The sequence below is a fragment of the Neisseria sp. P0021.S007 genome (assembly GCF_051956855.1).
Window position 1 is genome coordinate 1 of record NZ_JBQCXA010000319.1, and the last position, 823, is coordinate 823.

General features: G+C 53.6%; 1 protein-coding gene. It reads left to right on the forward strand.

Annotation, left to right across the window (positions count from 1 at the left end):
- The coding region (locus ACTHUR_RS13075) for a TonB-dependent receptor plug domain-containing protein (protein ID WP_440398939.1) at positions 1–823 on the forward strand (823 nt) is incomplete at both ends.

Here is an 823-nt window from a genome sequence, read left to right on the forward strand (position 1 = left end):
GGATACCATTACCGTCAAAGCCCAGCGCAACCGGGATAAAAGCGGCCGCAGTCAAGTCTACACCCGCGACATCAGCAACCTGTACAAAGGAAAACAGGAAATCGAAACCTACCGCGGCAGCAGCGTAGCCGATTTAATCGGCGGTATGGCGGGAGTTTACAGCGGCGACGCACGCAACAGTGGCGCGCTCGATCCCAACATACGCGGCATTCAGGGCGAAGGAAAAGTGCCGGTAACGGTAGACGGCACGGAACAGGCAATCAGCGTATGGAGAGGATTTGAAGGCATATCCAACCGCAATTACATCGACCCGAACCTTATTAGCAGCGTGTATGTGGAAAAAGGCGCATCGGCAAACCGCGACATCCGCACCGGCATAGGCGGTTCGGTCAGCATGAAAACGCTGGAAATCGACGACGTCGTGCCGAAAGATCAAAAATTCGGCATGGAAGTCAAGATGGAAACCGGCAACAATACCATCAAACAGCGGGAATACGCCCACGCTGAAACTTGGGGTACGGACTACCGCCGTTATCCCAAACCCTATTCTTTCGACCGCATGGAATGGGCGATTATGCTGGACGATAGCGACCGCCAGGAACAACGTTTCGGCGGGCGAGGAAAATTATTTAAAGACAACGCCTTCCGCATTTCAGCCGGTATGCGCGGCGAAGTGTTTGACGGCTTGATTGCCTATGCATGGCGCGACAAGGGCAATTACTTTGCCGGCAGCAAGGGAGCGGAACGCTACGGCTACATCTCCGACGCCAGCTCCATGACCGAGGAAGAATTTACCAAAAAAGTTACCGATATTCAGCAATAT